The organism is Streptomyces sp. NPDC045899, from assembly GCF_056431485.1.
Map to the genome: position 1 here is coordinate 90,652 of NZ_JBWKKP010000010.1, position 21,637 is coordinate 112,288.

16 protein-coding genes are annotated in these 21,637 nt (G+C 71.1%); 13 read left to right on the forward strand and 3 right to left on the reverse strand.

The window, feature by feature from the left end; all coding sequences use genetic code 11:
* The first annotated feature begins 165 nt into the window (after positions 1-165).
* Complete coding sequence (locus AC07FT_RS16960; protein WP_479176855.1) at positions 166-1,014, forward strand: putative RNA methyltransferase; 849 nt, start codon at positions 166-168, stop codon at positions 1,012-1,014.
* A 65-nt stretch (positions 1,015-1,079) separates the two neighbouring features.
* On the opposite strand, the gene AC07FT_RS16965 is transcribed toward AC07FT_RS16960, so the two are convergent.
* Positions 1,080-2,270 carry a hypothetical protein gene (locus AC07FT_RS16965; protein WP_479176856.1) on the reverse strand — a complete coding sequence of 397 codons (1,191 nt, stop codon included), beginning with the start codon at positions 2,268-2,270 and terminating at the stop codon, positions 1,080-1,082.
* Between the two features lie 227 nt (positions 2,271-2,497).
* On the opposite strand from AC07FT_RS16965, the gene AC07FT_RS16970 reads away from it, so the two are divergent.
* Positions 2,498-6,298, forward strand: a complete 3,801-nt coding sequence (locus tag AC07FT_RS16970) for an nSTAND1 domain-containing NTPase (RefSeq protein ID WP_479176857.1) — start codon at positions 2,498-2,500, stop codon at positions 6,296-6,298.
* A gap of 43 nt (positions 6,299-6,341) precedes the next feature.
* Here AC07FT_RS16970 and AC07FT_RS16975 read toward each other — a convergent pair whose 3' ends face one another.
* Positions 6,342-8,234, reverse strand: coding sequence for an SMI1/KNR4 family protein (locus AC07FT_RS16975; protein WP_479176858.1), 1,893 nt, complete (start codon positions 8,232-8,234; stop codon positions 6,342-6,344).
* A 170-nt stretch (positions 8,235-8,404) separates the two neighbouring features.
* On the opposite strand from AC07FT_RS16975, the gene AC07FT_RS16980 reads away from it, so the two are divergent.
* Positions 8,405-9,856 (forward strand): amidase, encoded by a 1,452-nt coding sequence (locus AC07FT_RS16980; protein ID WP_479176859.1) that lies wholly within the window; start codon positions 8,405-8,407, stop codon positions 9,854-9,856.
* A gap of 55 nt (positions 9,857-9,911) precedes the next feature.
* Here the strand turns inward: AC07FT_RS16980 and AC07FT_RS16985 are convergent, their stop codons facing one another.
* The gene (locus AC07FT_RS16985; protein ID WP_479176860.1) at positions 9,912-10,454 is read right to left on the reverse strand and encodes an RNA 2'-phosphotransferase; all 543 of its coding nucleotides are present in this window, start codon (positions 10,452-10,454) and stop codon (positions 9,912-9,914) included.
* A gap of 226 nt (positions 10,455-10,680) precedes the next feature.
* On the opposite strand from AC07FT_RS16985, the gene AC07FT_RS16990 reads away from it, so the two are divergent.
* From AC07FT_RS16990 to AC07FT_RS17035, 10 genes are all read left to right on the forward strand, one after another.
* Positions 10,681-11,238: a WXG100 family type VII secretion target gene (locus tag AC07FT_RS16990; protein ID WP_479176861.1), complete on the forward strand. Its 558-nt coding sequence runs from the start codon at positions 10,681-10,683 to the stop codon at positions 11,236-11,238.
* Positions 11,239-11,249: 11 nt separating this feature from the next.
* Complete coding sequence (locus tag AC07FT_RS16995) at positions 11,250-13,598, forward strand: PPE domain-containing protein (RefSeq protein ID WP_479176862.1); 2,349 nt, start codon at positions 11,250-11,252, stop codon at positions 13,596-13,598.
* Between the two features lie 14 nt (positions 13,599-13,612).
* Entirely contained in the window at positions 13,613-14,206 is a 594-nt protein-coding gene (locus AC07FT_RS17000) for a hypothetical protein (protein WP_479176863.1), read from the forward strand.
* Positions 14,207-14,361: 155 nt separating this feature from the next.
* Entirely contained in the window at positions 14,362-15,375 is a 1,014-nt protein-coding gene (locus AC07FT_RS17005; protein WP_479176864.1) for an ATP-binding cassette domain-containing protein, read from the forward strand.
* Positions 15,372-16,190 carry an ABC transporter permease gene (locus tag AC07FT_RS17010; RefSeq protein WP_479176865.1) on the forward strand — a complete coding sequence of 273 codons (819 nt, stop codon included), beginning with the start codon at positions 15,372-15,374 and terminating at the stop codon, positions 16,188-16,190. Before AC07FT_RS17005 ends, AC07FT_RS17010 begins: the two co-directional genes overlap by 4 nt.
* Positions 16,191-16,300: 110 nt before the next feature.
* Positions 16,301-16,900, forward strand: a complete 600-nt coding sequence (locus AC07FT_RS17015) for an isochorismatase family protein (protein WP_479176866.1) — start codon at positions 16,301-16,303, stop codon at positions 16,898-16,900.
* 10 nt (positions 16,901-16,910) lie between these two features.
* Positions 16,911-17,825 (forward strand): GlxA family transcriptional regulator, encoded by a 915-nt coding sequence (locus tag AC07FT_RS17020; RefSeq protein WP_471198123.1) that lies wholly within the window; start codon positions 16,911-16,913, stop codon positions 17,823-17,825.
* A 194-nt stretch (positions 17,826-18,019) separates the two neighbouring features.
* Positions 18,020-19,804, forward strand: coding sequence for an FAD-binding dehydrogenase (locus tag AC07FT_RS17025; RefSeq protein ID WP_479176867.1), 1,785 nt, complete (start codon positions 18,020-18,022; stop codon positions 19,802-19,804).
* Positions 19,805-20,047: 243 nt separating this feature from the next.
* On the forward strand, positions 20,048-20,866 hold the full coding sequence (locus AC07FT_RS17030) for a S1 family peptidase (RefSeq protein ID WP_479176868.1): 819 nt from the start codon (positions 20,048-20,050) through the stop codon (positions 20,864-20,866).
* Positions 20,866-21,594, forward strand: a complete 729-nt coding sequence (locus AC07FT_RS17035; protein ID WP_479176869.1) for a rhomboid-like protein — start codon at positions 20,866-20,868, stop codon at positions 21,592-21,594. Before AC07FT_RS17030 ends, AC07FT_RS17035 begins: the two co-directional genes overlap by 1 nt.
* The last annotated feature ends 43 nt before the right edge of the window (positions 21,595-21,637 follow it).

Consider the following 21,637-nt stretch of genomic DNA (forward strand, 5'->3'; position numbering starts at 1 on the left):
GGGCGATGCCGGACGGCATCGCCCTCCTCGGTGTGCCTGCCGCACGATCCACGTTCCGGCGCTGCCCCTATCGAGGGCCGACGCCGATCCGTTCCTCCGGGAACGGCCACCTTCTGAGCGCGCGCAGGCACGGTCCCTTCCTTTCACCGTCGCCAGGAGTGTCTTGTGCCCGTCTCGCTTCCCCCTGCCCTCGCATCGTTCCTCGATCTCCTGCGCTGTCCCCTGTGCGGGGCCCCTCTCCACCCCGACCGCGGCGCCCTGCGCTGCCCGGCGGGCCACACCTTCGACATCTCCCGGTACGGCTATGTCAGCCTCCTGACGGGCACCCGCGCCACCAGCGGCGACGACGCGGCCATGGCCCGGGCCCGGGACCGGTTCCTGGCCACCGGCAGCTACGCGCCGATCCGCCGGACCGTGGCGGAACTGGCGGCCGACGCCGCGCCGGAGCGGAACACCGTGGTGGACGTGGGATGCGGTACGGGCTACTACCTGGCCGGTGTCCTCGACCGGCTGCCCGACGCCCGCGGTCTGGGCCTGGACACCTCGGTGCGCGCCCTGCGCGCCACGGCCCGCGCCCATGCGCGGGCGGCTGCCGCGACCTGGGACGTCTTCCGTCGCCTCCCGCTGGCCGACGGGATGGCCGATGTCGTGCTGGACGTGTTCGCCCCGCGCAACCCGTCCGGGTTCCACCGGGTGCTGCGCCCGGGCGGCCGGCTGGTCGTCGTCCGTCCGACCGCGCGGCACCTGCGCGAACTGCGCGGCCGGGTGCCCGGGTTGGTGGCGATCGACCCGGCCAAGGAACACCGTCTGCACACGGCGCTGGCCCCCTTCTTCGAGGCCGTGGATACCGAACCGGTCGAGTACGTCACGCCCCTGACCCGGCCCGAGGCCCTCGATCTGGTGGGGATGACACCGAGCGCACGCCATCTGAACGGTGCGGACCTGGCCGATCGCGGTCTCCTGCCCGACCAGGTCACCGTCTCCGTACTGGCCACCGCCTACCGGCCCCGCTGACACGAGCGGGCCCGGACCAACGGAAGGGGATGGACCGGCACCGGCCCATCCCCTCCCGCCCACCGCTACTGGCGCGTGGTCAGCAGCGAGCCGGGACCCACCTCCTGGGTGGCCGTGCCCGGGCGGTCGCCGACGACGTCGATGGTCCGGCCCGAGACGGAGATGTCCATTGCCGAGTACGGCTGGGCGCCGCCGGCGGGCAGTTTCATCGACACCCACTTTCCGCCGGAGTAGCGGAGCACGGCGCTGGTGTCCTCCGCCGTCTCCTCCAGGACGACGGGGTCCCCCTGGCTGATCGCGACCGAGGTCAGCGCCCCGGTTCCCTTCGGCACCGGGACGTTGGTCCACTTCTTGCCGTCGTAGTGCAGTGCCAGCCCCTGCCAGGACTTGTCAGGCGCTTGGGTTTGCCCCACGACCCACACGTGCCCGTCCGGTCCGGCGACGGCCTCCCTCAGCTCTGTGCGCGTGGTACCGACCTCGGGAACGGCGACCTTGTTCCAGCGTGTGCCGTCGTAGTGCAGCAGCACCGGCTCCGAGGCCTTTCTGCTCGACGTGTTGCCGACCGCCCACACATCGTCGGCGGCGAGGGCGGTGACGTCCGACAGCTGCCACCAGACGTCCGTGTCCCCTTCGGCGATGTCCGGCAGCTTCTCCTCCTTCCACCGAGTGCCGTCCCAGTGCTGGAGCAATCCGACCATGCTGGAGCCGCCTTCGGTGCGCAGGTACGCATAGCCCGCTCCCCAGGCATCACGGGAGGCGCGGGTGTCGACGGAGACCAACCCGGCGTCCCTCACTCCGTGGGGCACCGGAGCGACAGCGGGCTTCCACACATTGCCGTTCCAGCGCTGCGTCGCCATGCCACCGAGTCGTCTGACGTAGTCACCGACCACCAGGCCGTTGCGCGGCGAAGAGGCATCGACGTCATTGAACCGGACGTCGTCACCCCGGGGCACAGGCGCCGTCTTCACCCGCTTCCAGCCCGAGCCCTTGCGTTCGTCGCGCTCCCACAGGGTGGGCACGAGCTCGTAGCTGTCGTCTCCCGTGGGAACGAACCGAGTGCCGGCCACCCAGGTGGTCCCCGCTTCGGGTCGTGTGGAGGCGAAGAGGGCGGCGTCGCTCCGGGTCACTCTCGACTCGCTCCACCCGGTGGAGTGCGGTGAGGCCGCGAACACCGGCACCGTGCTCGCCGCCAGGGTCAGCGCGGCACACGCCACCATCGCCCCGCGGATTCCGCGGGTACTGATCAACTCTTTCACGTTGCTGTCTCTCCTCATCGACGTCAGCGGACGGCCGGTGCGGCGCTCCCTGCGAGGGGCCCGGGGCCGACCGCTCCGCCATTCCAGCGGCTGTACGGTTGTTCGGCAGCCCCCGTCCGAAGGACCGAACAATCGCGAATGTGCCGGTAGTTGGGTCGACCGAGCGAGCGGGACAGCACAGCGGGGGACCGGGGGAGGGGGAACGGGTGGGGCGTCGTGAGAGGCCGGTGGACCCGAGCGCGGGTCCGGTCGAGCGCTTCGCCTACGAGCTGCGCAAGCTCCGTCAGGAGGCCGGTGGGCCGACCTACCGGGCGATGGCGCAGCGGGCGCGGTACTCGGTCACGACCCTGTCGCAGGCGGCGGCGGGCGAGCAGTTGCCCTCGCTGCCGGTGGCGCTGGCCTACGCCGAGGTCTGTGGCGGGGACCGGGCGGAGTGGGAGGAGCGCTGGCGGGAAGCGGCCGCGGAGGCGGCGGAGGCGGCGGCCGTGGAGCGGGCCGAGGAGGACGGCGCCGACCCGCCCTATCGCGGCCTGGCCCGCTTCGAACCGGGGGACCACGAGCGCTTCTTCGGCCGGGACCGGCTGGCCGCCGATGTCGTGGAGCTGGCGCGGAGCAATCGGTTCACCGCCGTCTTCGGCCCCTCCGGAAGCGGCAAGTCCTCGCTCCTGCGCGCGGGCCTGATCCCCGCCCTCCGGGACCCCGGGACCGGCGGTGGCGCCCGGCCGGCGGCACAGCCGCCGGCCGTGATCCGGCTTCTGACCCCGGGTGAGCACCCGGCCCGTACCCACCGCGCGGCGCCGGCCGCGAAGGCGGGGGGCGGTGACACCTGGCTGATCGTCGACCAGTTCGAGGAGGTGTTCACGCTCTGTCAGGAATCTTCGGAGCGCCAGGAGTTCATCGACGCGCTGCTCGCCGCCTGCGATCCGGAGAGCCGGCTGCGCGTCGTCATCGCCGTACGGGCCGACTTCTTCGGCCACTGCGCCGCACACCACCGGCTGACGGCCGCACTGCGCGATGCCACGCTGCTCGTCGGCCCGATGGCACCGGCCGAGCTGCGCGAGGCGATCGTGAAACCGGCCGCCGCGGCGGGCCTGATCGTGGAGCGGTCGCTGACCGCCCGGATCGTGGCCGAGGCCGCCGATGAACCGGGCGGTCTGCCGCTGATGTCCCACGCCCTGCTGGAGACCTGGCGGCGGCGGCGCGGACGGACGCTGACGGAGGAGGCGTACGAGTCCGTGGGCGGGGTCCACGGCGCGATCGCCGCTACGGCGGAGCGGGTCCACGGTGAACTGTCCACGCGCCAGGCGGAGCTGGCCCGCCGGATCCTGCTGCGGCTGATCACCCCGGGCGAGGGCGCGCAGGACACCAGACGCCCGGTGGACCGGGCCGAGCTGGAGGGGGACGGCACACCGGAGGACGCGTCGGACGACACCGCGGTGGTGCTGGAACGTCTGGTCCGGGCCCGCCTGGTGACCGTCGACGACGGGGTGGTGGACCTTGCCCATGAGGCGCTGATCACCGCCTGGCCGCGGCTGCGGGGCTGGATCGAGGAGGACCGCGGACGGCTGCGCGTCCACCGGAAGCTGACGGAGGCGGCGCGGGCGTGGCAGGGGCTGCACCGGGATCCCGGCGCGCTGTACCGCGGGACACGGCTGGCGGAGGCGGAGGAGGCGTTCGCCCCGGACCGGGAGCGGGCCGCCCTCACCTCCCTGGAGCGGGCGTTCCTCACGGCGAGCAGCGCCGGGCGGCGGCGCGAGCGCCGCAGGGTCCGTGCGGTGGTCGGCACGCTGTCCCTGCTGCTCGTCCTGGCGATGGTGGCGGGAGTGGTGGCCTGGCAGCAGAACCGCGAGGGCGACCGGCGCCGTGCGGAGGCCACCTCCCGCCGTGTCGCGTCGATCGCGGAGACCATGCGCTCCGCCGACCCGGTGACGGCACTGCGGCTGAGCGCCGCCGCGTGGCGGATCAGCCATACCGACGAGGCCCGGGCGGCGCTGCTGGGGGCCGTGACGCAGCAGGAGCAGGACTCCTTCACCGTTCCCGGCGCGGTGGCCGACGGGGACGAGTACGTCAGCGCGGACGGGCGGACGCTGGTGCACGTCGTGGCCGGCCGGGCACAGCGCTGGGATGTGGCCGGACACCGCCGGACCGGCGAACTCCGCCTGGCCGGCGGTGAGCAGGTGAAGGATCTGTCCCCGGACGGACGGCGGCTGCTGGTGGCGGCGGGCGGCCGGTTGACCGCGCGTGACCTCACCACCGGGAAGCGGGTCGGCCCGCGCCCCGCTCCCCTCACCGAGGAGATGGACGCCCAGTACGCCCCGAGCGGGCGCACGGTGCTCCTGTCCGACGGACACTCGGCCGGACTGTGGGAGGTACGGCGCGGACGCCGGGTGTTCCAGCGCGAGGGCAAGGGCGTCTACCCGGTCGACGTGAGTCCGGACGACCGGCTCATGGCGCTGTGCGCGGGGCATTCCCTGGAGCTCTGGGACATCACCGCGCGGCGTCGGGTGCGCGCGCCCCGCGCGGCGGCGCTGTCGAGCGCCGTCTGCGGCACCGCCAAGAGCCCCAGCAGCGGTAGGGGCTGGGAGTTCGATGCGCAGGGCCGCAGGCTGGCGGTCGGTCGTGAAAAGCCGGTCATCTGGGACCTGAGGTCCGGGAAGACGGTGCGGATCCCGTACGAGGGCGACAAGCCGGAGGGCGTCCGCTTCAGCCGCGACGGGCGGTTCGTCTCCACGGTGGGCGACCGGAAGATCACACTGTGGCGGATCTCCGCGGACTCCGCCGAGGCGGTCTACTCGCACCGGCTGGTCGACGAGTACGTCTTGGATCACTGGCTCGATCCCGACCGGGGCGTGATCCGGTACCAGGAGGGGACCGGCGACAGCACCGGTGCCGTGCGCACCTTGTTCCTGGGCGATGCCATCGCCTCCCCCCGGCGGGGGGAACCGGCCCAGAAGGCCGCGTTCGGTCCCGACGGGCGGATGGTCGTCACCGCCCGCCGCCACCGGGAGCGGATGCGGTTCCAGATACGGCCCACCGACCGCGGCGGCCGGGCGACCCCGCTGCCGCCGGTCGACTGCGGCACGGTCGACCGTACGCGGGCGAAGAGCGAACAGTGCTGGGCCCACCTGGCGTTCAGCGGCGACGGGCGGACGCTGGCCTACGGGGTCGGTGCCCCAGAGGTACGCGACGCATCGGAGACGACCGGAGGGCGCCCGGAGCGGATCACGGTCTGGGATCTGCGGAACCACCGCCGGCGGGCGGAGCTGGTGCTCGCGACGGGCGGCAAGAGGAGGGAGAGCGCCGATGCCATCGCGCTGAGCCCGGACGGCTCCTCCCTCTTCGCCCTCCGGCCGGATCCCGTACTGGAGAAGTGGGACGCACGGCGCCGCACAGAAGTCCCGGAGCACACCGAGAAGGCCCGTGGCGGACCAAGCACCTGGTCGGCTCCTCCGGCCGGCGCCATGGCGGTGCGCCCCGACGGGCGACACCTCGCCACCACGCACGGGATCGGCTTCACCCTGCCCTCGGCCCGTCAGGCATCGGGCGTGGCCGAGCAGCTGTACGCCCTGGCGCTCGCCTACAGTCCCGACGGCGAACGGCTTGCCCTGGGCGGCCCCTCCGGCCGGGTGAACGTGTACGACGACGACGGGATGCGCGCCCTGGGCTCCCTCTCCGGAACGTACTCGGACCAGGCCCGGAAGGGGGAGCCGGTGACCGCCCTCGCCTACGCCCACGACGGCGCGACCCTGGCCGTGGCGGGCGCGAACGGCACGGTACGGCTGTGGGACACCGCCTCGGGGCGACCGCTGGGGACCACGTTCACCAGCGGCGCCGACCCCGTTCTGGCGGTCGCGTTCGGCCCCGGCGACCGGACCCTGTTCGTGACCGGGGCCCGTACCCCCCTCCGGGCCTATCCCGTCGACCCCGTCCACGCCACCGCGGCCGTCTGCGACCGCGCGGGCGGCGGTCTGTCCCGCGCCGACTGGTCCACGTACATCCCGGACGTCCCGTACCGCGACAGCTGCTGAACCCGGCCGCGGGGCGGCGCTGACATCCCAGGGACGCGTGCTGTCACATCACCTGGATCACCGCGTACGTCTCGCCGTCCTCCGGCGGCCGTGTCCAGGAGCGGGTGGTGAACGTGTGCAGCCGTCCGTTCTCGATGGCGTGACGGGGCAGACACACGCCGAACTCCCCGGACACCGCTTCCAGCAGCGACCGTTCCACCGCGGTGATGTCCTCCGGATCGCCGAAGAACCGGGCCGGGTCGAGCGCCCGCGGTATCTCCCCGTGGGAGCGGACCTCTCCGTCCGCGTAGGTGAACGCGTACTGCTCGGCACCGTCTCGCGCCACCGAGAGGTGGAAGAACGGTTCCCCGCGCCATTCCCGCAGACCGCTCCACACCACCACCGTGCGGGCGCCCCCGCCGGCCGCCGCGGCCGGGGAGACGAACCGCCGCCGGTCGAACGGGGCAGGGTCATCGTCGAAGGCGAAGCTCCAGCCGGTGCCGGCCCGGCCGACCGCCATGAGCGCCCTGTCGTCATAGGAGGAGAACTCCCTCCGGCCGTCCCGCGACCGCCGGCGTGCCTCCCAGAGGGACAGGGGCTCGTCCAGCACGGCGCCGTCCCCGTCCGCGAGACGTCCGGGCAACTCCTCCGGCTCCGCACCCTCCACCAGGACGAACCGGTAGGACGCGCGGCTGTTGGTGGGGTCCGGCTCCGCGAGCCACGCCAGGCCACCCGGGTCGAGCCCCGCCGCGGGCCCCCGCGCCTCACCCGCCTGCCCGCCCCGGGGAGCGGACAGCAGCTCACGGCCCCGCTCCGGGGTCAGCAGCGGACCGAGCAGAGGGTCGGCCACCCACCCCAGCGGTACGAGGTGGTCCGGTCCCAGCGGCTCCCACCGGGGCAGAGCGCCGATGAGCGTCCGCCACGCCTCGTCGGTGTCCCCCCATCGCGCCAGCTCGCGCGCCCGCTCGACCGCTTCCCCGAACGGTCCGGCCGCCATGTACCGGTACGTGCCGTTCCGCACCTGGTCCAGTGTCGCGTAGGCCAGCGCCATCACGTCCTCGCCGGCACCCGGCAGCGAGAACGTCAGCGTGGAGTCGTCGCGGTACGAGTGGTCCGCGTGTTCGGCGACCAGCGGGGGCAACAGCTCGGGTGCGTAGCGCGGATCGGTCACCAGGGACTCGAAGTGGACCGCGGTGGTCTGCCCGAGCAGACGGCGTATCTGGTCGCCCAGTCCGGCGGCCCGCGGCCTGCCGTACTCCCTGGCCTCGTCCAGCGTCTTCACGGCCCCTTCCCAGCCGCCGCGCAGTGCCTCCAGCCGGGCCTCCTCCATCAGGGCGTCCAGATCCCGTGTCGTGTCGTTGACGAACTCCGGCTCCCCGTCACGCCCGTTCGCCCGCAGGCTGTGGAACTCCCGGTACATCTCCCTCATGAACTCGATGAAGTTCGCGTGCCGTTCGGGTGGCGCGGCCCGCCAGCTCGCCCAGGTGTACACGGCCCACTCGCCGGCCTCGTCCACGTCCTCGGGATCCATCAGGACGTGGGTGATGTCGGACTCGACGTCGAGTTGCAGTCCGCGGCGCCAGATGTCCGCCTCCAGCCGCTCCTCCGGCCCGGCGTCCTCGTCCAGGTACTCCTCGAACAGCTCCGCGAGCCCCGACTCGTTGTCGTGCCAGCGCGCGCCCTCGGTCCCCGCCAGCAGCCACACGAACCCGCCAGCGTGCCGCCACCCGTCACTGACCTTGAGGAACTCCCGGTACGACGGGGGCATCCGCCGGCCGATCCGCTTCTCCATGGCCGCGATCCGCTCCTCCGACGCGGGCGGGAACCCGAGCCACCGCGCGCGTCGCGCGGCCTCGTCGCCCTCGTCCCGGGTCTCGTCGTCCGGCTGCGCATCCGCCCACTCCCCGGACCACTTGAGGAGGAAGGGCCGCCAGTCGAATGCCATGGTCTTCGTCATGCGCCGATGCTGCCACCCGCCACCGACAACGCAGGTGGCCCGATGGTCATGTGCCGCGTCCGGCCGGCCGGTCACCGGTCATCAGGCCGTGGTGGTCGGGCAAGGCCACGGCGACGCTTGCGTGACACAGCGTTATATGCCCTGGCCCAGGGGCCGTTACGGTCATTTTCATGGAGTGGAGTTTTGAAACGGCCGAAGGCCTCACCGCTGCCCTGCGCACCGGTGAAGTGACATCGGCGGAACTGACCGACGAGGCCATCGCCCGTATCGAGCGGGACGACGAGGCGATCAACGCGATCTGTGTGCCGGACTACGACCGTGCCCGAGCCGCCGCGCGCGCCGCCGACCAGGCGCGCGCCCGCGGTGAGGACCGGCCGCTGCTCGGCGTCCCGGTGACGGTCAAGGAGTCCTACGACATCGCCGGGCTGCCCACGACCTGGGGCATACCGCAGCACCGGGACCATATGCCCGCCGAGGACGCGGTACAGGTGTCACGGCTCAAGGCCGCGGGTGCGGTGGTACTCGGCAAGACCAATGTGCCGTTGGGGCTGCACGACATCCAGAGCTTCAACGAGATCCACGGCACCACCAACAACCCCTGGGATCACGGTCGTACGGCCGGTGGATCCTCCGGCGGATCGGCCGCGGCCCTGGCGTCCGGCTTCGGCGCGCTGTCCATCGGATCCGACATCGGCGGCTCGCTGCGCACCCCCGCACACTTCTGTGGTGTCTACGCGCACAAACCGACACTCGGGCTTGCGGCGCCCCGCGGTATGGCTCCTCCGGCAACACCGGTACTGCCGACCGACCATGACCTCGCCGTCGTGGGGCCGATGGCGCGCACGGCCCGCGACCTCACGCTTCTGCTCGATGTCATGGCCGGACCTGACCCGCTGACGCACGGTGTGGCGTATGGCCTGTCACTGCCGCCCGCGCGCCATGAGCGACTGCGCGACTTCCGGGTCCTGGTGCTCGACGAGCATCCGCTCATCCCGACCGGGTCCGCTGTGCGGGCGGGTGTGAACCGGGTGGCGGAGGCGCTTGCCGACAGCGGAGCCCGCGTCGAACGGCACAGCCCGCTGCTGCCCGATCTGACCGAGGCGGCAGTGGTCTATATGCAGTTGTTCTTCTCCGGGGCCGTCGCCCGCTTTCCCGTCGAGGCGTACGAGGAGCTTCGTACCCACGCCGCCGGACTGAGCGCGGACGACCGGAGTCTCGGCGCGATGCGGCTGCGCGGCATGGTGTTCAGCCACCGTGAATGGATCGAGGCGAACGGTCGCCGCGAACTCCACCGCCACGGCTGGCGACGGCTCTTCACCGAGTTCGACGCCGTGGTGTGTCCCATCACGCCCACTCCGGCGTTCCCGCACGACCACATCCCCGACCCCAGGGAGCGCCGGATCGATATCGACGGCGTCGACTACCCGTACCTCGACCAGCTCGTCTGGGCCGGCTTGGCCACCATGCCCGGTCTGCCCGCCACCGCCGTGCCCGCGGGCCGGTCACCCGAGGGGTTGCCGGTGGGAGTGCAGCTCATCGGCCCGATGTCCGAGGACCGTACCCCGCTGCGGCTGGCCGAGCTGCTGGAGCGGAGGATCGGCGGCTTCCAGGTGCCGCGGTAGCGCGTGGCCCGGGCGGAACCGGCCCGCACCCCGGATGCCTCGCCGCCCCGGTCGTTCAGCCCGGGAAGCGCAGGAACGGGGCCGGGACGGCAGCGGTGAGCCAGACGCCGTTGGCGCTGACCTGGAAGACATGACCGGCCTGGTGCATCGCCCCCGCGTCCACGCTCAGGACCACCGGCGTGCCGCGGCGGGCGCCCACCCGGGTGGCGGTGGCGCGGTCCGCCGAGAGGTGGACGGCGTGCCGTGTCATGGGACGCAGCCCTTCGCTCCGGATGGCGGCGAGGCTGCGGGCCACCGTTCCGTGGAAGAGAAACGCGGGCGGCACGGCCGGTGGCAGCGCGAGGTCCACCGGGACCGAGTGGCCCTGGTTGGCGCGGATCCGGTCGCCCTCGATGGTGTAGCGCTGTTTGTCATTGGCGGCCACCACGGCACCCAACTCCGCACGGGAGAAGGGGAATCCGTGGTGCGCCGCCGCGGCCATCAGCTCGGCCACGGGGACCCAGCCCTGGGCGTCCAGGGTGATCCCGATGCGTTCCGGAGCGTGCCGCAGATGCCTGGCGAGGTACTTCGAGAGGCGTACGGATCGCTGGTGGTTCATGGCTCCAGGGTGCCGCAGGGGTGTGAGGGGCGACACCTGAATTTCCGGCCGGGCGGACGGTGCGGCGATTCCGGAGCGGGCGCATACGGAGGTATGAGGAGGTGCCGGGCGCGGCCCTCGCGTCGGTCACATGATCTTGACTCCTGGGACAGGACACCTCCTCCCGTCCTCTTGTAGATTCGTGGGCCATGGATTGATGTGGACTGGCAACACGGGGGAGGAACTTGTGTCTTTCGAGCATGAATGGGCGGGCCTGATCAGCGAGGCGCGCTCCCAGCAGAGCACTTCCATGCAGCTCAACGGAGCGGGTGACGGCGGGTCAAAGGGCGACGGAGCGGGCGACGGGAAGGTCCTCAAGGTGTCTCCGCAGGGCCTGCGCGCCTACGCGGGTCGGGCCGACAAGGTGAGCGACGACTTCGCGAAGACGGACAACGAGACGATGCGGGAGACCGAACAGGTGCCCGGCTCGATGAAGGGCTTCGCGAGCGACGAGGCGTTCGCGGACTTCCAGAAGACCTGGCGTGCGCAGATGAAGTACCTGGACGGCCTCTACACCGGGGTCGCCCATGCGCTCCGCTCCGCCGCCACGAGCTTCAAGGAGACGGACGTCCGGCGCAAGGTGGACATGGGCAAGGTGTACGGGCCGTACCTGCCCCAGGACGGCGGCTCACAGGGCACGTACGGGCCGTACCTGCCCCAGGGCGGCACCTCTCAGAGCACTGACAAGCCTCTGTACGGCCCCTATGTGCCGACGCTCCCGTCCACCAACGACCCGAAGTCCTAGGGAGGGCACCGATGACCACCCCTGAACTCACCTACACGGCGGTGCGCGAGGTCGACCTCGAACCACTCCGGGAGGCGGTGAAGACGTGGAAGGCGCTCCCGGGCAAGATCGACACTGTCACCAAGACCTTCACCAGCACCGTTTCGTCCCAGCTGGAGACGTCCGGCTGGTACGGCGAGACGGCGGAGTCCGCGTTCACCAAGTTCCGCGGCATCCGGCACCAGATGTCGGAGGCATCCGGCCAGGCCGAGAAGATCGGCGCCGTGATGTCCGAGGCGCTCAAGGCGTTCGAGGCCGCGAAGAAGATCCTCGTGGCCGTCGAGACCGCGGTGAGCACCCCGCCGGAGGGCGGGGACGGAAAGACCTATCTGAAGGTCAACAAGAAGGACGGCGTCGTCTATCTGGACCCGCCGCCCGACGTGGAGAACACCGCGGCGCTTCAGAAGGCGTACCACGAGTCGATCGTCCACTACAACAACAAGATCAGTGAGGCCATCCGCAGCGCGAGCGACGCGGACCACGACCTGACGACGGCTCTTCAGATCGACCCGCCGGGCCAGGGCTTCAACGACGACATCGCGGCACATCTCAAGGACGTCGACGCCGAGTCCAAGAAGGATGTCGACCGCCTGATGGAACTGGCGGGCAAGGACGACTTCAAGAAGGACCCCAAGGCCCTGGCCGAGTTCAACGGCCTCCTCGCGAAGAACGCCCGGAACGACGACTTCGCCGAGCAGTTCGCCACCCGCAAGGGAGCGAAGGGGATCATGGAGCTCTGGTACGACGCGGCCAAGCCGGAGTACGAGGACGGCCCGCTGGGCAAGGCCAAGGACCGCCCGGACGCGGTGACGAAGCAGCTCGCGGCGCTCCAGGACAACCTGGGCATCACCCTGGGCCTCGCCAGCCACTCCGACTCGCCGGAGATGACGAAGTGGAAGAAGGACGTCATCGACCTCGGCTACCAGCGCATGCCCGGTGCGCACCAGACCTACTACGCCGATCCCCCGTACGGCTTCCAGGTGATGAGCAATCTGATGCGCACCGGGAAGTGGGACCGGGAGTTCCTGAACGAGTACGGCGACAAGCTCGTCGAGGTGGACAAGAAGCCCTTCGACGCGCCCGGCGGACGCGAGGACGAGCAGACGCACCGGAAGTGGCTCGCCTACGGCCAGCACCCGCCGGACTTCCTCAACTTCGGCGGGAAGAACGACAAGGGCGAGGACCCGTTCACCGGATACTTCGAGGCGCTGGGCCACAACGGCGACGCGTCCACGGACTTCTTCAAGGACAAGGAGCACTTCGACTACGTGCTGCGGGAGCGCACCTGGCTGCCGGACAGCGGCGGCGCCGACCTCGGTGACAAGGTGCCCACCGGCCCCCGGGTGGCCCTCGGCCACGCGCTGGGCTCGGCGACCACCGGTCATGACTGGGACGCGCCGGCGAATGTCCCGGCGGAGCACACCAAGGACCAGGCGGACCTCATGTCCAAGCTCATCAAGGGCATGGGGACGGTCGACGAAGGCGGGAAGGCGGATATCTCACTGGCCCTGGGCATGCAGCAGGGCCTGGGGAACGCCGCGTCCGAGTACGTACCGGACTTCTTCCGCTCCATGACGGACGGTGCGGGCGACGACAAGCTGTTCCCCGTGTCCGGGGCGCAGGCCGATCTGGAACATCGTGATGTGACGCGGTTCCTCGTGCAGATGGGGCAGGATCCCGACGCGAACGCGGCCATCACCGCCGGGCAGAAGCTCTACGCCGCCCAGGTGCTCGACCACCACCTCGGCGGGGACGTCCCGGCGGACCAGAAGTACGGCGCACCCCCGCAGGACATCGTCCACGAGGTCCTCAAGGCGTCCGGAGAGACCGCGGGCACGCTGGCCACCGGCGCCCAGGAAGGCATCATCGGTCCGGCGGTGCGGGAGGAGAAGGAGTACGACGGTGCCACCCTCAGCAACCGCCTGTGGGGCAACACCGCGTTCGGCAGCGTGGCGACGGGTGTCAGCGTGCTGAAGCCCTTCGCCGCGCATCCCATCGGGGCCGCGGTCACCGCGAGCCTGATCATCGGGGCCGAGGGCGCCGCCCTCAGCGACCACGACGCCAGCAGCTGGGAGATGAACAAGTCCGCCCCGGCGGCGGACAAGGCCGGCGCGATCTACGACGAGATGGCCGGACGGGACGTACAGCAGAACCAGGCGATGCTGAAGGCCATCGGGAAGGAACACGGCCTCGACATCTCGGAAAGCTGGGCGAAGCTGTACTCGGCCGAGGGCTTCAGCCAGGGATACTCCCGGGTCGGGTCCACCGCGCCCTACCTCACGTCCATCGAGCAGGTGAAGCAGATGGCCATAGACCATTGATGGAACGCGTACGGATGAACCGCCCCCTCCGCATCACCCTGCTCACCGTCCTCGCCGTGGCCCTGGCCGCGGCGGGGGCGCTGGGCGGCGTCCTCGCCGGCCGAGGGGACGGCGAGGACCCGGAGAAGTTCTCCGAAGTGCTGGGAGACACCTGCCCCACGGTCCTGCGGGGAGTGCCCTCGTCGCTTCTGGACCGGGTCGTCCCCGCCTCCCGTCACGCGGGCGGCGAGCAGCGGATGACCTACCGGAAACTCCAAGTCAATGCCCATTGCCGGGTCACCGTGGACGGCAAGGAGGCGCTCCGGGTCGACGTCGCGCAGCACAACTCGGTGCACGACCCCGGCCGGGTGGGCACGGGCCCGGGGCACGGCAGGACCATGAGCGTCCCCGGCTACGAGAAGAGCTGGTCCTCCCAGGACGTCGTCAGTCTCACCGTCCCCTGCACCAAGGACACGGGCAACGACAACGCCACCAACGTGTACGTCAGGACGCAGGCGTGGCGGGGGCAGTACGGGGGCCTGCGCGAGGATCTGGTGCGCATCGCCAAGCGGGCGGCCAAGACCGGTCGCGCCCTGGCGTGTTCGGCCACCCCGCCGGTGGCCGACTGACCCGTTCGGACGGCTTGCACCTGCCTGCGCGCGCTTGTTAGCGTCTGGCTGCGACATCTCACCGTAGGGTTCCGCCCTCGCCATTCAGCCTCCTCGTGTCCGGTGACACCAGGAAGGTGGGAGTCACACCGGACAGTGACAAGGGTGTGCGTGCGATGGCTGCGGTTCGGCGAGCGCAGACGGCTCTGGAAGCCGTCGATCTGGTCAAGACCTATTCGGCAGGCAGGAACAACCCACCGGTCCGCGCGTTGCGGGGACTGAGCTTCTCCGCCGCGAAGGGGACCGTCTTCGGGCTGCTCGGCCCGAACGGGGCGGGCAAGTCCACCACGGTGAAGATTCTCTCCACGCTCTCGGTGGCCGACTCGGGGTCGGCATACGTCGCCGGTGTCGATGTCGCGGCGAAACCGCATCGGGTGCGCCGGGCGATCGGGTTCGTGGCTCAGAAACCCGGTACGGACCCGATGGCGACCGCGACCGAGAACCTGGTGCTCGCGGGTCGCCTCCACGGGATGTCCCGCCATGACGCCACCGCGCGGGCCCGTGAGCTCATCGACCGGTTCGGTCTGGCCGAGGCCGCGAACCGGCTGGTGAACACGTACTCCGGTGGTATGGCGCGCAAGCTGGACGTCGCACTGGGGCTGATGCACCGCCCGCAGGTGCTCTTCCTCGATGAGCCGACCACCGGTCTCGACCCCCAGGCCCGGAGCGAGATGTGGCACGAGATCGCCAGGATGGCCGCTGACGAGCAGATGACGGTGCTGCTCACCACCCACTACCTCGACGAGGCCGACCACTTGGCCGACCGGCTCGCGATCGTCGATCACGGCACGGTGGTCGTCACGGGCACCCCCGAGGAGCTCAAGAGCGATCTGCGCGGTGACGCGGTGCAGATCGAGCTGGCCGAAGCCGACGGCAGGGCAGCCTCGGTGCTGCGACGGGTGCGGGGACTGCGCGAGATCACCATGGACGGGTGCACGGTCCGTGGCCGTACCGACGACGGCGCCCGGGCGCTGCCGCCCGCGTTGGCCGCATTCGACGAGGCGGGAATCACCGTGGCCTCGGCGACGCTCGCCCGCCCCTCGCTCGATGACGTCTACCTCCGGCACACCGGCCACGCCCTCAAGGCCCCCGGTGGCGAGGAACTGAAGGCACTGGAGGCGGCGAAGTGACCACAGCACACACGGAGTCCACCGGTACGCGGCCCATGACCCTGATCGCGCACTCCACGTTCCTCACCGGCCGCCTGATGCGCACCCTGTGGCGGACACCCACCTTCCTCATCGTCGGGCTCGTACAGCCGGTGATCTGGCTGCTGTTGTTCAGCCGGCTCTTCCGGTCGGTCGTGGACCTGCCCGGCTTCACCCACGGCGACGGCGGGTTCCTGCGGTTCCTCACCCCCGGTGTGGTGATGATGACCGCGCTGTTCGCCAGCGCATGGGCGGGGACGACCTATCTGCAGGACATCGACCGCGGTGTGATGGACCGGCTGCTGACCTCTCCCGCCAGCCGGGCCGCCATGATGTGCGCGACCATGGCCCACCAGGCGATCCAGACCGTCATCCAGAGCCTGATCATCGTGGTCATCGCGCTGATCGCGGGTGCCACCTTCCCCGGTGGCCCCGCCGGTGTCGCCCTCACCGTGCTGGCCGCGGCGCTGCTGACACTGATCTTCTCGGCTCTGTCCAACGCCGTTGCCCTGCTGACCCGTCAGCAGGCCACGCTGATCGCGATCTCCCAGTTCACCACGTTGCCGCTGATGTTCCTGAGCTCTGCCGTGATGGACCTTCAGCTCGCTCCGGGCTGGGTGCGGAACGTCGCCGCGTACAACCCCGTGGAGTGGGCGGTCGTGGCGGCGCGAGAGGCGATGGTCGCGCACACCGACTGGAGCGCGGTCTGGACACGTCTGGGCCTCCTCGCGGCGGCCGTCCTCGTGATGGGCTTCCTCGCCACACGGGCCTTCCGGGCCTACCGGAAGTCGACGTAGCAGAGCCGGCCCTCCGGTCACGGCCGCAGCCGCGGCCGTGACCGGATCGGTCCGCCTCCCGACCCGATGCGGCCTGTCGCCACCCCGGCCGCGCCGGACAGGCTGGGGACATGACCCGAGCACTCATCGTCATCGACGTCCAGGAATCCTTCCGCGCACGGCCGCTGTGGGAGACCATCTCCGACCCGAAGATCGCCGACCGGGTGGACCGGCTGGTCGGGCTCGCCCGGCAGGCCGGGGACCTGGTGGTGTGGGTACTGCACACCGAGCCCGGCAGCGGCGATGTCTTCGACCCGGCCCTGGGCCATGTCCGGCTGCTGGAGGAGCTGCGGCGCCAGGACGGGGAGCCGCTGCTCCACAAGACCTCGCACAACGCCTTCACCACCACCCACCTGCAGCAACTCCTCACCGAGCGCGGTATCCGCGAGCTCACGGTCTGCGGTATCCGCACCGAGCAGTGCGTGGAGACCACCACCCGGCTGGCGAGCGACCTCGGCTACGCGGTCACCTTCGTCGTCGACGCCACCGCGACCAACCCCATCCCGCACCGTGACGCTCCCGCCGGCCAGAGCGTCGAGGAGCTCGTCTCCGACCCCCGCACCCTGAGCGCCGAGGAGATCATCAGGCGTACCGAGTTCGCCCTCGCCGGACGCTTCGCCACCATCGCCACCGTCGCGGAACTGGAAGCCGCGGCCGGCTCTCGGGCATGATGACCGGATCGTGAGCCACGTCGTCTTCCTCCTGGTGCCCGGTGTCCATCTGCTGGACCTGGCGGGTCCCGCGCAGGCCTTCTCCACGGCCGCGGACCTCGGGCACCCCTACACGCTCACCTATGTCGCCGAGCGGCCGCTGGTCGAGACCGCTCAGGGCCTGCCCCTGGTGGCCCGGCTCGACTGGCCCGCACTCGGCCCCGAGGACCTGATCGTGGTGCCCGGCTGGCGAGCGCCCACCCTGGCCGACAGCCCGGCCATCGGCCCGGACCCCCTGCGCGCCCTCCGGGACCACCACGCCGGGGGCGGGACCGTCGCCAGCGTCTGCGCCGGAGCCGAGGCGCTCGGCCGGGCGGGCATGCTCGACGGCCGCCGCTGTACGACACACCATGATGTGCAGGACGAGCTCGCCCGCCGCTACCCCAGGGCGATGGTCATCCGCGATGTGCTGTACACCGCCGACGACCGGGTGGTCACCTCGGCCGGTATCGCCAGTGGCATCGACCTGGCCCTGCACCTCGTCGCCACCCGGCACGGCCCCGCAGTCGCCGCCCAGGTGGCCCGGGACATGGTCGTCTACGCGCGGCGCAACGGCCATGAACCGCAGGCCAGCGCCATGCTCCGGTACCGGTCCCACCTCGATGACACCGTGCACCGCGCCCAGGACCTGCTCGATGCCCGCTTCGACCAGCCCTTGCCGCTGTCCGCCCTGGCCACCGCCGTGGGCGTGAGCGAGCGTACCCTCACCCGCCTCTTCACCCGTGCCACCGGCGGCCTCACCCCGCTGCGCTATCAGCAGGCGCTCCGTCTCGAACGCGCCGAACACCTGATGAGCCACGGCGCCACGGTCGATGCCGCCGCCCGCGCGGTCGGTTTCGAGGACCCGCGTATGCTGCGCCGGCTGCGGGCCCGCGAGGTGGTCTGACCGGTGGCCGCGTTCCGGCCGCGGCCGGAAGGTACGCCCCCCGGCAACGTCCTTACCCCGGGGCCGGTTCATCGCGCAGCACTCTGGTCGCGATGAGCCACCTGGGCTACCGTCGGTAACACCCTGCCGTCGCAGGGGCTCCACGCGCCTCCCCGTCCCTCCGCATGCCCCCATGTCCCGGAAGGCGAGCCCCCATGCAGAACACGTCAGTCCCGGCCGGTATGACCCGCCGCCACGCCCTGACCGTGACCGGCGGAGCCCTCGCCGCCGCGACCCTCGCCCAGGCCGCGCCCGCCTTCGCCGCCGGATCGCAGGACGCCGACGCGATCGTCGTCGGCCATGGGCTCGCCGGGCTGGTGGCCGCGTCCGAACTGGCGGCGGCCGGACGCAAAGTGCTGCTGCTGGACCAGGAACCGGAGAGCAACCTGGGAGGGCAGGCGTTCTGGTCGTTCGGCGGTCTGTTCCTCGTGGACTCCGACGAACAGCGGCTGATGGGCATCAAGGATTCCCGTGAGCTGGCCTGGCAGGACTGGCTGGGCACAGCAGGGTTCGACCGTGGTGTCGGAGACCCCTCGGGACAGGACCACTGGGCGTACAAATGGGCCGAGGCGTATGTGGACTTCGCCTCCGGTGAGAAGCGGTCCTGGCTCGCCGGGCTCGATGTGAAGTGGTTTCCGATCGTCGGCTGGGCCGAGCGCGGTGGCGGGCTGGCGGACGGACACGGCAACTCGGTGCCGCGCTTCCACGTCACCTGGGGCACCGGCCCCGCCGTCGTCGAACCGTTCGAGAAGAAGGTGCGGGCCGCGCAGGCGGAGGGCAGGATCACCTTCAAGTTCCGGCACCGGGTGGATGACATCGTGACCACGGACGGCCGTGTCACCGGTGTACGCGGCGCGGTCCTGGAGCCGAGCAACGCGCAGCGCGGCAAGCCCAGTTCCCGCAAGGTGGTCGGGGAGTTCGAACTCCGCGCCCCGGTCACGATCGTCACCTCCGGCGGTATCGGAGCCGACCACGACCTCGTCCGGCGCAACTGGCCCGCCCGGCTGGGCACCCCGCCGAAGTTCATGGTCACCGGGGTCCCGGCCTATGTGGACGGGCGGATGCTCGCGATCACGGAGAAGGCGGGCGGGCGGATCGTCAACCCCGACCGGATGTGGCACTACACCGAGGGCCTGCGCAACTACGACCCGATCTGGCCCGGCCACGGCATCCGCATCCTGCCCGGCCCGTCGTCCCTGTGGTTCGACGCCACCGGCAAACGCTTCGACTCGCCCGACATCCCCGGCTACGACACCCTGCACACCCTGAAGTCGATCACCGGCACCGGGTACGACTACTCGTGGTTCGTCACCACCCACAAGATCCTCGCGAAGGAGTTCGCCCTCTCCGGGTCCGAGCAGAACCCGGACCTCACGGAGAAGAACATCTGGAAGCTGCTCTCCCGCATCTGGCAGACCCCCGAACCGATCGAGAAGTTCACCAAGCAGGGTGTGGACTTCATCGTCGCGACGACCCTGTCGGAGCTCGTCCGGGGAATGAACAAGCTCACCGGCGACAACCTGATCAAGCTGGATGACCTCACCCGCCAGATCGAGGCCCGGGACCGGGAGATCGCCAATCCCTACACCAAGGACGTGCAGGTCATGGGTATCCGCAACGCCCTGGCCTACCCCGGGGACGCGATCAGCCGTACGGCCTCTGCCCACCGGATCCTGGACTCCGGCGCCGGGCCGCTGGTCGCCGTCCGCCTCAACATCCTCACCCGCAAGACCCTCGGCGGCCTCCAGACCGATCTCTCCGGCCGTGTCCTGAACGCCTCCGGCCAGCCGGTCCCCGGACTGTACGCGGCCGGGGAGGTCGCGGGCTTCGGCGGGGGCGGTGTCCACGGCTACCGCTCCCTGGAGGGCACCTTCCTCGGCGGCTGTCTGTTCTCCGGCCGCCAGGCGGGCCGGGCGGCGGCGGCCGCCACCGCCACCTGAGCCTCCGGCTCAACGCCGATGCGCCACAGAGGGTGACCGTTTCCGTTGGCAAGGAAAACTGTACAAACGCCCAGAGTTGGACGGTTGGCGCGGGCTATGGACGATGTTGCCCGGCCGGTGCCTTACATACTTCGGTGCGGCCCTTTCCCGAGCAGACCCGTGCAGACCTGAGCAGGTCTGTTCAGGTCTGCTCAGAAGGGCCGCGCGAACGAAGAACGTGAGTGCACGCAAGGAGAGTCTGTCGTGAGGATCACCGCCCTACGGAAGCGCGCCGTCACCGCCCTTTCCGCCACGGCCCTGGTGTACGCCGCGCTGTTCAGCGCCGCCGGTCCCGCCGTGGCGGTGCAGGGCGGACAGCCGGCGCGCGCGGCGGATCACCCGTGGGCCGTCGCGCTCAAGCCCGCGGTGGTCCCGTTCTCCTTCTGCGGGGGCACACTGATCGCCCCGACCAAGGTCCTCACCGCGGGGCACTGCGTCGACGCCTTCCTGAAGGTCCCGGGCCTGCTTCGGGCGGTCTCCGGCCGGAACACCATGGTGTCCCCGGGCGGCACTTCAGTGAGCGTCGCCCGTATCTGGCGCCATCCGGACTACGCCACCTTCACCCACCAGGGCGAGACCGGCTACCGCAATGACGTCGCCGTGCTCACCCTCAAGTCCCCGATCGACGCCCCGACCCTGCCCATCGCCGCCCCGGACGCGCGCGACCTCTACCAGCCGGGACGGAGCGCCCGGATCCTCGGCTGGGGCACCACCTCCTCCGGTGGCCTCGACGGCGGTGTCCTGCGCACCGCGACCGTCCCGGTGACCGCCGACTCCTCCTGCGCGAGCGCCGCTTCCTACGGCGACGCGTACGACTCCCGCCAGTACACCTGCGCGGGCGACTTCGCCCGTGGCGGTGTGGACACCTGTGACTACGACAGCGGCACTCCGCTGGTGGTCGACGGAGTCGTCGCCGGAATCACCTCCTGGGGCATCGGCTGCGGCAAGGCGGGCCACCCCGGCCTCTACACCCGTGTCAGCACCTTCTCCTCGGAGATCACCGCTCAGCTCGGCACCAAGTGATGCGCGGAAGCCCGCTCGGCGCGGTCCTGGCCCTGCCCCGACGCTCGCCGGTCACCTTCGGATACGTCTGCCTGTTGCTGCTGACCCATGCGTGGGTCACCCGGGGCCTGACGGAGGACCGCGCCCAGACCGTGCTGCTCGACGTCAGTACCAACCTCGACAACCTGACGGACCGTCCGCTGGCCGCGCTGCTCGGCAGTGCGCTGTTCTTCGACGGCACACTGACCGACGTCACCTCGCTGCTGTTCCCGGCCACCGTCATCACGCTGGGACTCGGCATCTGCTGGTGCCTGGCCCGTGCCGAGCGGCGGTGGGGGCCGCTACGGGCGTTCGCGGTGTTCCTCACCGGGCACATCGGCGCCACGCTGCTCACCGCGGGCCTCATCGCCGTGGCTCTGCGGCAGGGCTGGTATCCCGACGAGGTCCGCGGCACGCTCGACTTCGGCATCAGCTACGGCGCCCAGGCCGTCATGGCCGCCACCACGGCGATGATGCCGCGCCGCGCCCGGCTTCCGTGGGCGGCCTTCGTGATCGGCTGGCCCATCGCGGGCGTGGAGTGGGTCGGGTCACTGCCCGACTTCACGAGTGTGGGACATGTGCTGGCGGCCGCCATCGGTTTCCTCTTCCTGCTGCCACCCGTTGCGCGCCGGTTCAGCCGGGGTATCCCGCCGTCGCCGGACCATCGGGGGGAGCGGTCGGAGACCGGCGCGTGGGAGAACGACAGCTGACCACCGTGACGGCGGCACCACGCGCTCCGCGTGAAACGAATGT

Coding starts and splice junctions, on each gene's coding strand:
- AC07FT_RS16995 (WP_479176862.1), top strand. CDS start 11,250: ATGACCACCCCTGAACTCACCTACACGGCGGTGCGCGAGGTCGACCTC.
- AC07FT_RS17000 (WP_479176863.1), top strand. CDS start 13,613: ATGAACCGCCCCCTCCGCATCACCCTGCTCACCGTCCTCGCCGTGGCC.
- AC07FT_RS16980 (WP_479176859.1), top strand. CDS start 8,405: ATGGAGTGGAGTTTTGAAACGGCCGAAGGCCTCACCGCTGCCCTGCGC.
- AC07FT_RS16975 (WP_479176858.1), bottom strand. CDS start 8,234: ATGACGAAGACCATGGCATTCGACTGGCGGCCCTTCCTCCTCAAGTGG.
- AC07FT_RS17025 (WP_479176867.1), top strand. CDS start 18,020: ATGCAGAACACGTCAGTCCCGGCCGGTATGACCCGCCGCCACGCCCTG.
- AC07FT_RS17035 (WP_479176869.1), top strand. CDS start 20,866: ATGCGCGGAAGCCCGCTCGGCGCGGTCCTGGCCCTGCCCCGACGCTCG.
- AC07FT_RS17015 (WP_479176866.1), top strand. CDS start 16,301: ATGACCCGAGCACTCATCGTCATCGACGTCCAGGAATCCTTCCGCGCA.
- AC07FT_RS17005 (WP_479176864.1), top strand. CDS start 14,362: ATGGCTGCGGTTCGGCGAGCGCAGACGGCTCTGGAAGCCGTCGATCTG.
- AC07FT_RS16985 (WP_479176860.1), bottom strand. CDS start 10,454: ATGAACCACCAGCGATCCGTACGCCTCTCGAAGTACCTCGCCAGGCAT.